The organism is Methylomonas rosea, assembly GCF_024505055.1.
In the GTDB taxonomy this organism is placed as follows: Bacteria; Pseudomonadota; Gammaproteobacteria; order Methylococcales; family Methylomonadaceae; genus Methylomonas; species Methylomonas rosea.
This window is the reverse complement of sequence record NZ_JANIBL010000036.1, coordinates 39085-48046: the sequence shown is the minus strand read 5'-3', so window position 1 is coordinate 48046 and position 8962 is coordinate 39085. Positions and strand designations below refer to the sequence as shown.

Here is an 8962-nt window from a genome sequence, read left to right as displayed (position 1 = left end):
AAGCTTTTGAACGGGGTTGCCGAAAGGGGCTTCCTGCCCCTTCGGCAACGTGCGGCATCCCTGCCGCACCCCTGCGGGCTATTCCGTTCAAAAGCTCCGGTGCTCGGCGCGGCATACGGGAGAAAACCACCCCACCACGCCAAGCTTTTTAACTATTTATGGATCACCCTTCTCCTACTGAAGGGTGGGGTCCGAGAATGATTAAAACTGTTTCATCCTAGCTATCTACACAATCTATTCATCCCAACCTTCCTCTTCCATCGCATTAAACCGTTCCGGATTCGGGCCTTTGTGTTGGCTGATGGCTTTCGCCAGCCAGCTGGAAGGTCCGGCTTTCATTTCGGTTTGTAAGTCCAAGATCAAATCCTTGATAGTACTGCCCTCGTGAACTTTGATCGGCTGTATGCCATGAGACAGAATCTGGTTAACCGCCGAGGCGCCGATGGCTAGGCAGTAAACCGCCGAGCACCCCTCCAACAGTTGGATCTTCACCGACAATTTGTCTTCGTTGCCATCCTGCGCCAGTTCGCCGAATTGGGCAGCTTCCATCAATTCCGACTGCTCCGGATCGACTGCGTAAACGGCAAACGATTTGGCGGAGCCGAAATGCTGATCCACATGATCCATGTCGGTAGTGGCAAAAGCGACTTTAATAGCGGTTTCCATGGAAATCCTCTGTTCGTTTGTATGCAAAACTTGTATGCGACGTGTTAATGACATGACGGCGAGCAGGCTTGACGTTCGGATTCGGGTTTTTGCGCATACGGCGAGTAATACGGCTCAATCTCTTCATGGGCAAAATTGATCACCAGATTGGCTAAATCGAACAAGGTTTGCCGGGTGCCGCGATAGCCAATCCAGGTTTTTTGATAGCCGCCGATGATGTCATATAGCGGAAAGCCGATGCGCAGGATGGGGATACCTAGCCGTTCAGCGCTGGCGACTGCATGCGAGTTGCCGATCAGCAATTGCGCCTTGCGCTCTTTCGCCATCACTTCCAGATCTTCCAAATCGCCGATCTTGATGCTGTCAACAGGCGCCGTCGCCAACACCGGGGTATTGCCGGCGCAGATAGCGGTTACCACTTCCGCGCCCATGCCTTGCACTAAATGAATCAAGGCATTGAGTTGATCGGGGTCGGCGGCGATAGCCACCCGCAGTTGACCGAGCATAAAATGGGTATCTAGCATCGCATCCTGCAACTGTGCGCGCTGACGTTCGATCTTTTGCGGCACCGGCATTTCGCTGATGTCGGCCAAAGTGGTAATCAACGCATCGTTGGCTTGCAAACCATACAGATGATCGAAATAGTGACTGGGCACGCCGGTTTTTTCCTGCAACAGCTCGCCGGATTTACGCAGGGATGCACCAATAATCAAACTGGCTCTGGCTTCGCCCAAGGTTGCCAATTCAGAGACCGGCGTACCGCCGATAGTCACTGGCGAAAAGTCGTCGTCGGTTAAACTGCCATCCAGCGAGTCGGATAAGTCCGGCACCAAGACGGGCCGTAAATTGAATTGCTCGATCAAATCGCGCAGGGCTTCTAAATCGCCGGGGGTCAGCATCGGGCTAACCAAACAATTGACCTGCCGTTGGCGATTGCCGGGTTTAGTACCGGCACTGGCCGCGTCCGGCACCAAGGCCTTGACGATTTCGTAAATCGTAGCGGCGTAACCGGTTTCCACGCAGCCGGTGAAATCCGGCGTATTGACTGCAACCACCGCCACATGAGCATACTCGGGGTAACGTTCGCGAAACTCGCGGACGTTACGATGCACATCGCAGCCCTGGGTTTCCGCCAAACCGGTGGTCAGCACCGCAATCAAAGCCGGGTTGGATTTTTCGGCGATGGCTTTGATGCCTTCGATGACATTTTCATCTGCGCCCAATACCGAGCTGGCTTGATCCATCGCAGTGGTTTGCAAGGGAATCGGCTCGCGGAAATGCCGCACGAAAAATACCTTGGCAAACGCGGTGCAACCTTGCGAACCGTGCAACATCGGGATCGCCCTGTCAAAGCCCAAGCAGGCCAAGGAGCCGCCGGTAGGCTGGCTGGCCTTTAAGGGATTGACCGACAGGGCTTTATTGCGTTTGACGATTTCGGCCATGTTATGCCGCCTGAGCCGATAAAGGCTCTGCTTGAATCTCTGTAGCCGTAGATTTTTTAAGGCCACCGGTGCGCCAAGGCGGTGTGGCTCGCACGGCCTCCCAGACAGGGCTTTCCAAGGTCAAAGCCAATTGCCGGACCAATTCCAGCATACCTTGATAGCCTTCGTAGCCGAACTCGCGTTCTTGGTTGATGTCCAGGAACGGGATGCGCGCTTTCAATGCGGTATACATATTGCGGCCGCCGGCGATCAGGATGTCAGCTTTGTAATCGGCGACCACTTTCAACAAGGCTTTCGGGCTGCCGTCTTCGATCATCAGGGTTTCTTCTCCCATCAGTTCGCGGATGCGGGCTTTGTCTTCCTCGGTGGATTTTTTGGTGCCGGTCGCCACTACCACCATGCCTAAATCTTGCAGCGCGGAAATGACCGACCAGCTTTTCACGCCACCGGTAAACAACAACACGCGTTTACCTTTTAGTCTTTCGCGCCATGGCGCCAGCGCTTCGCGAATACGGTTTTCTTCCCGGGCTATGATCGCTTCGGTGCGTTCGATTAAATCGGGGTCGTTAATCACCCTGGCAAAATCGCGCAAGGCTTGGCTGGTGTCGGTGATGCCGTAAAAACTGCCTTCGAACCAGGGCGTGCCATAGCTTTGTTGCAGCTTGCGCGCCACATTCACCATGGCTTTGGAGCAGACCATCATGTTGACTTCGGCTTTGTGCATGGTTTGCACTTCGCGGAAACGGGCATCGCCGGACAAGGTACACAAGACACGCAGACCCATTTCGTCCAGCAATGGCAACACATGCCAGAACTCGCCGGCAATGTTGTATTCGCCGACTAGATTGACGTCGTGCACCTTGATGCCGGGCCGTTCGGTGCCAGGTGGCAACGGGTCGGGATCACGGGTGCCGATCACATGATTGACCATCGCGTCGCCGGCGATACGGTTACCCAGGTTTTTGGTGCCGTAAAAACCGGCGCAATCGATAGGCACAACCGGCACGCCCCAGCGTTCGGCAGCGGATTTGCAGGTGGCGTTGATGTCGTCGCCCACCAAAGCCGGGACGCAGGTGTTATAAATGAACACCGCCGGCGGATTGTAGGTTTCGATGGCTTGTTTGATGGCGTGGAAAAGGCGCTTTTCGCTGCGGCCCATCACCACGTCTTGCTCGGTTAAATCGGTGGTCATACCGATTCGGTATAACTCCGAGCCGGAAGAGCGGGTGCCGCGGTTATCCCAGGAACTGCCGGCACAGGCGATAGGGCCGTGGACGATATGCGCGACGTCAGCGATCGGTAATAGTGCAATCTGTGCACCATCGAAGGCGCAACCACCTGCTGCTGAACCGGGTTTGGGTTTGGCACAGCCGGACTTTTCCTTCTTGTTATGCTCGCAAGCCGGTTCGTCCAGCAGTTCCGCAATGTCTTTGGTCGATTTCATAACACAACCTCACGTTTTTATTAAAGCTTCAGCAACGGTTGTGCCAACTTATAAATCACTGAATTTTCTATGGTTTGAGCCAAGCCTGTTTGTAGCAAACCCGACAATCGGCCGCTAGCGCCAAACAAAATATTGTCTGAATTCGTCCGACAAGCAGGGCTGGATTTATACTTTGCCGAACAGACAGCACTCCCCCACCGTTTACAATCGAGAGCCATGAACGCAAAGCCCAAACGCCAGCACAGCTATAACCAAGGCACGACACTTTCCGCCTGGCGCGAGGCGTTGAACCAAATCGTATTCGGTTCGGAAACCGCTGCCGGCCGGCGTTTCGATATCGCCGTGATCGTGGCGATTTTGTTGAGTATCTTTGTCGTGATGCTCGACAGCGTTGCCGACTTTCAACAACGCTACGCGGCAGCGTTACTCTGGGCGGAATGGTTGTTTACCGGTTTGTTTACGCTGGAGTACGCCTTACGTTTGATTTGTGTGCGCCGCCCATGGCTGTATGCACGCAGCTTTTTCGGGATCGTTGACTTGTTGTCGATACTGCCTGCCTACCTGGGCTTGCTGCTACCCGGCGCGGAGTACATGCTGACCTTGCGGATTTTGCGATTGTTACGGATTTTCCGGGTGCTGAAGCTTTCCGAATATCTCGAGGAAGCCGACATTCTGGTGGTGGCCTTGGTCAATAGCGTGCGAAAAATCACCGTGTTTTTATATGCGGTGCTGACCCTGGTTGTGGTATTCGGCAGCTTGATGTATGTGGTGGAGGGTCCGGCCGCCGGCTTTACCAGCATTCCCAAAGCGGTGTACTGGGCCATCGTCACCATTACTACCGTCGGTTACGGCGACATCGCCCCCAAAACGCCGATTGGGCAGATGATCGCTTCGACCATCATGATTATGGGTTACGGCATCATAGCGGTACCAACCGGCATATACAGCGCCGAATTACTGAATACCCGCAAAAACCAGTATCTGGATAATCGCGCTTGCCCAAATTGCGGCGCCGCCAGCCACGATTTCGACGCGGCGCATTGCAAGTTCTGCGGGCACCGCTTGGATGAGTGATGGCCAAACTGAACGCTAAACCGCCAATACCGATAGTCGGCTGATGTTGGAAGAGTTTTGGCACTACCTGGGGGTACGCGCCGCCAGCCGCGAAGCGCGCATATTGGGTTACGCCAGGGAAATGGCGGCTTTGCAAGCCCGGCATTGCCGCTGTCGCCAAGCTTGGGACCCGCATATCCAGGCAACCAAACAGGCGTTGTTGAGTGCCGCACAAGGGCTGGACAAACAAGGTGGCGCCGCCCTGATTGTCGGTGGCGGCAGCGCGCACGATCTGCCCATCGCCGAGTTATTGCAGCATTTCGAACAAATCGTGCTGCTGGATATCGCCTTTACTTATCAAAGCCGACACCTTGCCAAACTTTGGCCAAATCGGGTGTTTTGTCGTCTGCATGACGTCACCGGTATCGTGGACTGGCTGGTGCAACATCGGCAAATACCGCCACAAGCATTGGTACTGAATCCGATAGTCCCTAAGTTAGTAGTCAAACCGCGTTGGGTCGCGTCGGTCAATTGCCTGACGCAATTGCCTTTGCTGCCCTTGGATTGGTTGGCAAATGCCGGCGTGGAGACTCTAAAGTTGGAAGCTTTTGGCCGGGCCTTGATGCTGGCCCATCTACATTGGTTGGATAGTTGGCAAACTCCGGTTTGCCTGATCACGGAAATTGAAGATCAACGTCATAGTCGCAACGGGTTGCTTGATAGAACCGATTACCGACCCGTTTTGGAGGGCTATATTCAGCATGCCAATCAGCTGGCGAGTTGGACTTGGCCTGTAAATCCACCGGGTGAATTGCCGGACGGGGTTTGGGATTCGCGAATAGTGGCGGCCTATTTAAAATAAACCGCTGTACTGTATGCGAGAACAAACTTACACAAGCCGAAAAGAAAAGCCGGATCGCCGCCTGGCAACGATCCGGCCCCTAAGATTTAAGCCTTCAGAATGCGCAGCCGGATTTAACACCCAGCTTTTTCAGAATAATCGCCATCGGACAAAATCCGCTGAACGACGCCTGCAACAGATTGGCCCCCACAAAGGCGGTGAACCACAGCCAATTCGGCGAATGCCAATGCGCCAGCGCCAGACTGATCAGGATAAACGAGCCGGCGAACGCCATAACCATGCGATCTATAGACATATAACCCCCTATTTCAAACGCACCACGCCCAGGAATTTCAATATCATGCGTTCGTAAAACGGCTCGCTGATGCCGTTTTTAATCTTGCGCATAAAGTATTTCTCAAAACCGATTTTCGCCAGGTGCACCCATTTGCCATGGTTGGACCAGGTGGTATTTCTGGGCGGAATTTGCGGCACAGCCAAGAACGCCACGCCGGTGTCGCCCAAATCAGCCAAGCACAATGCGCTCAGACTGGGTATATCAGACGGCTGTTTGCCCGCCAGTTCGTCGCGAATGTTATGGGCCGTGGCGGTAACCATGGATTCGATCATATAACCGGTTTTGGGGGTACCGGTCGGCACCGGGGTTTTTTCCACCGGCGGCAAGGCGATGCAGACCCCGACCGAATAAATGTTTTTGTACGTCGGGTTGCGCTGATGCTGATCGACGATGACGAAACCGCGCGGATTGGTCAAACCTTCCGCGCCGGAGTGGCGTACCGCATCCACGCCGGTAAAAGCCGGCAGCATCATTGAGTGTTTAAACGGCACTTCGTGTTTTTTCTTGTCGTTACCGTCTTCATCGACTTCGGTGACATACATCATGCCGGCTTCGATGCGGTCCACCTTGGCGTTGGTAATCCATTTGATGGTTTTATCGCGCAGCGCGCTTTCCAGCAAGCCTTTGGTATCGCCGACGCCGCCCAAACCCAAGTGGCCGATATAAGGTTCCGAGGTGACAAAAGTCATCGGCACTTTGTCGCGGATTTTGCGTTTACGCAGTTCGGTTTCCAGAATCATCAGGTATTCGTAAGCCGGGCCGAAACAGGATGCACCTTGTACCGCGCCGACCACAATCGGACCGGGATCGGTCATGAATCGACTCCAATCCTCGGCAGCCAATGCGGCATGATCGACATGGCAGACCGACGAGGTATGCCCGCTGTGAGGCCCGAGGCCGGGTACTTCATCAAAGGCCAGGCGTGGACCGGTCGCAATAATGAGATAGTCGTATTCAACCGAAGAGCCGTCAGCCAAATCAATTTTGTTGTTGGCCGGATCGACTTTAGTGGCAGCCTTTTGAATAAAGTTGATACCCTTTTTCGCCATCACCGGCGCCAGCTCTATTTTCAAATCCTCCGGTTTCCGCCATTTCGGCGGTACCCAGGGGTTGGACGGCACAAAGTGGAAAGTCGGCGAATCGGATATCACCACGACTTCATGCGCATTACCCACTGTTTCCTTCATTTCGTAAGCCATCGGCACACCCCCGATCCCCGCACCCAACACTACAATTCTTGCCATGACATTCTCCTCGCTGCTGTTTAGATGAACACACTCTGCGTATTTATTATTTTTATACTGATGTTATAAGCTTCAAAACCATGCAGCTCAAGAATATTAGAACCTCCTGATGCAATCAACTGAAATATTCCCGGCTTTTGATTGCTTTTTATGCCGAGGTAGACTGAGTACAATGCCTACTACACCTAGCCTGCGGAACCCCACAATGACCGAGAAACACGACAATGAACAAGCCTGGCGCGAGAAGCTAACTCCCGAGCAATATCATGTCTGCCGGGAAAAAGGCACCGAACCGCCCTTCACCGGCAAATATACCGATTGCGACGAAGCCGGCATCTACCGCTGCGTCTGCTGCGGTCACGCCTTATTTACCTCCGAGCATAAATTCCATTCCGGCTGCGGCTGGCCCAGCTTTTGGAACCCACTGAGCTCGGAAAGCCTGGATCAGCACCCCGATAACAGCCATGGCATGCGCCGGGTTGAAGTGACATGCCAATCCTGCGGCGCTCATCTTGGGCATGTATTCGAAGACGGACCGCAGCCGACCGGCCTGCGCTATTGCATCAATTCCGTGGCACTGACGCTGGAAAAACCATGATGACCGCTCAGCGACAAGCGCAAGACTTGCTGGATTTCATCGACGCCAGCCCCAGCCCTTGGCATGCGGTCGCCAGCATAGAAGGACGCTTGCAGGCGCACCAGTTCCAGCGCATCCAGGAAAGCGATGCATGGTCATTGGCTGCCGGCGGGCGCTACTATGTGATCAGAGACGATTCCTCTATCGCCGCATTCGTGATCGGTAAACAAGCCTTGGCGGAAACCGGCTTCAAAATACTCGGCGCCCATACCGACTCGCCGGGTCTGCGGGTAAAACCGCAACCGGTGCTCGACTCGGACAAGCTGTTGCGTCTGGCTGTTGAAATATACGGCGGCCCGATTCTCGCTACGTTTGCCGACCGCGATCTGAGCCTGGCCGGCCGCATTGCCTATCTGGATAGCGACGGCAACATCGCCAGCCAGCTGCTGCGCTTCGAGGAACCGCTGCTGCGCTTGCCGAATCTGGCGATTCATATGAACCGCAGCGTCAACGAAGACGGCCTGAAGCTTAAAAAGCAAAGCGAGTTGCCGCTAATTTTCTCGGCCAGTGTCGAACAGCAATTACCCGGCGACCGGTTTCGGCAATTGCTGGAGCAAGTCAGCAACATTGCTGCCGAGCGAATTTTAAGTTGGGAGCTAAATGCCTATGACACCCAGAAAGGTGCTCTTTGGGGTGACGGGCAACTGTTTTATGCGGATAGTCAATTGGACAATCTGGCGTCCTGCCATGCCGGATTGACGGCATTATTGGATCCTTCGACACTGGATGCCGACAGCACGCTGGTCTGCGCGTTTTTCGATCATGAGGAAATCGGCAGTGAGAGCTGTAAGGGAGCCGCCGGCAGTTTCCTGCCCGATGTGCTTGAGCGCATCGCCAATGCCGTTGGCAATAACCCCGACGACTACCGGCGCGCGCTAGCCAATAGCTTCATGATTAGCGCGGATATGGCGCACGCCTATCAACCTAACTTTCCCGGCGCCTACGAACCCGGCCACAAAATCATCGTCAACCACGGGCCGGTCATCAAGGTAAATGTTAACCACCGTTATGCTTCCGAATGTATTTCAGAGGCCACTTTCATCCGCATTTGCCAGCAAGCCGAGGTGCCTTATCAAAAATACGCGCATCACGGCGACCTGCCCTGCGGCAGCACCATAGGACCAATAGCCTCGGCGAAATTGGGTATCCGCAGTGTCGATGTGGGTTCGCCGATGTGGGCCATGCACAGCATTCGCGAAAGTGCCGGCGTACTGGACCATAGCTATATGATTCGGGCCTTGCGGGGATTTTTCAGCAACCGATAATTTTTCAACTAT

General features: G+C 54.3%; 9 protein-coding genes. 4 read left to right on the top strand and 5 right to left on the bottom strand.

What is annotated here, in order from left to right; translation table 11 throughout:
• Positions 1–234 precede the first annotated feature (234 nt).
• From nifX to nifE, 3 genes are read right to left on the bottom strand one after another with little or no spacing between them, the layout of a single operon-like run.
• Positions 235–666, bottom strand: a complete 432-nt coding sequence (gene nifX / locus NP589_RS12625) for a nitrogen fixation protein NifX (protein WP_256607314.1) — start codon at positions 664–666, stop codon at positions 235–237.
• Between the two features lie 44 nt (positions 667–710).
• Positions 711–2108 (bottom strand): nitrogenase iron-molybdenum cofactor biosynthesis protein NifN, encoded by a 1398-nt coding sequence (gene nifN, locus NP589_RS12620; RefSeq protein ID WP_256607313.1) that lies wholly within the window; start codon positions 2106–2108, stop codon positions 711–713.
• A 1-nt stretch (position 2109) separates the two neighbouring features.
• A complete protein-coding gene (gene nifE / locus NP589_RS12615; protein WP_256607312.1) occupies positions 2110–3552 on the bottom strand; it encodes a nitrogenase iron-molybdenum cofactor biosynthesis protein NifE in 1443 nt (480 codons plus the stop codon).
• A gap of 216 nt (positions 3553–3768) precedes the next feature.
• On the opposite strand from nifE, the gene NP589_RS12610 reads away from it, so the two are divergent.
• Together NP589_RS12610 and NP589_RS12605 are read left to right on the top strand one after the other, a co-directional pair.
• Positions 3769–4626, top strand: a complete 858-nt coding sequence (locus NP589_RS12610; RefSeq protein WP_256607311.1) for an ion transporter — start codon at positions 3769–3771, stop codon at positions 4624–4626.
• 43 nt (positions 4627–4669) lie between these two features.
• The gene (locus NP589_RS12605; protein ID WP_256607310.1) at positions 4670–5467 is read left to right on the top strand and encodes a hypothetical protein; all 798 of its coding nucleotides are present in this window, start codon (positions 4670–4672) and stop codon (positions 5465–5467) included.
• 94 nt (positions 5468–5561) lie between these two features.
• Here NP589_RS12605 and NP589_RS12600 read toward each other — a convergent pair whose 3' ends face one another.
• On the bottom strand, positions 5562–5762 hold the full coding sequence (locus tag NP589_RS12600; protein WP_064007949.1) for a YgaP family membrane protein: 201 nt from the start codon (positions 5760–5762) through the stop codon (positions 5562–5564).
• 8 nt (positions 5763–5770) lie between these two features.
• Positions 5771–7048, bottom strand: coding sequence for an NAD(P)/FAD-dependent oxidoreductase (locus NP589_RS12595; protein ID WP_256607309.1), 1278 nt, complete (start codon positions 7046–7048; stop codon positions 5771–5773).
• Between the two features lie 205 nt (positions 7049–7253).
• On the opposite strand from NP589_RS12595, the gene msrB reads away from it, so the two are divergent.
• Positions 7254–7646 carry a peptide-methionine (R)-S-oxide reductase MsrB gene (msrB, locus tag NP589_RS12590; RefSeq protein WP_256607308.1) on the top strand — a complete coding sequence of 131 codons (393 nt, stop codon included), beginning with the start codon at positions 7254–7256 and terminating at the stop codon, positions 7644–7646.
• The gene (locus NP589_RS12585; RefSeq protein WP_256607315.1) at positions 7646–8950 is read left to right on the top strand and encodes a M18 family aminopeptidase; all 1305 of its coding nucleotides are present in this window, start codon (positions 7646–7648) and stop codon (positions 8948–8950) included. The genes msrB and NP589_RS12585 overlap by 1 nt, the downstream gene beginning before the upstream one ends.
• The last annotated feature ends 12 nt before the right edge of the window (positions 8951–8962 follow it).

What these genes read in the sequence shown, in the direction of transcription:
- NP589_RS12600 (WP_064007949.1), bottom strand. Translation starts at nt 5,762, where the DNA reads ATGTCTATAGATCGCATGGTTATGGCGTTCGCCGGCTCGTTTATCCTG.
- nifX (WP_256607314.1), bottom strand. Translation starts at nt 666, where the DNA reads ATGGAAACCGCTATTAAAGTCGCTTTTGCCACTACCGACATGGATCAT.
- NP589_RS12585 (WP_256607315.1), top strand. Translation starts at nt 7,646, where the DNA reads ATGACCGCTCAGCGACAAGCGCAAGACTTGCTGGATTTCATCGACGCC.
- nifE (WP_256607312.1), bottom strand. Translation starts at nt 3,552, where the DNA reads ATGAAATCGACCAAAGACATTGCGGAACTGCTGGACGAACCGGCTTGC.
- NP589_RS12605 (WP_256607310.1), top strand. Translation starts at nt 4,670, where the DNA reads ATGTTGGAAGAGTTTTGGCACTACCTGGGGGTACGCGCCGCCAGCCGC.
- NP589_RS12595 (WP_256607309.1), bottom strand. Translation starts at nt 7,048, where the DNA reads ATGGCAAGAATTGTAGTGTTGGGTGCGGGGATCGGGGGTGTGCCGATG.
- NP589_RS12610 (WP_256607311.1), top strand. Translation starts at nt 3,769, where the DNA reads ATGAACGCAAAGCCCAAACGCCAGCACAGCTATAACCAAGGCACGACA.
- nifN (WP_256607313.1), bottom strand. Translation starts at nt 2,108, where the DNA reads ATGGCCGAAATCGTCAAACGCAATAAAGCCCTGTCGGTCAATCCCTTA.
- msrB (WP_256607308.1), top strand. Translation starts at nt 7,254, where the DNA reads ATGACCGAGAAACACGACAATGAACAAGCCTGGCGCGAGAAGCTAACT.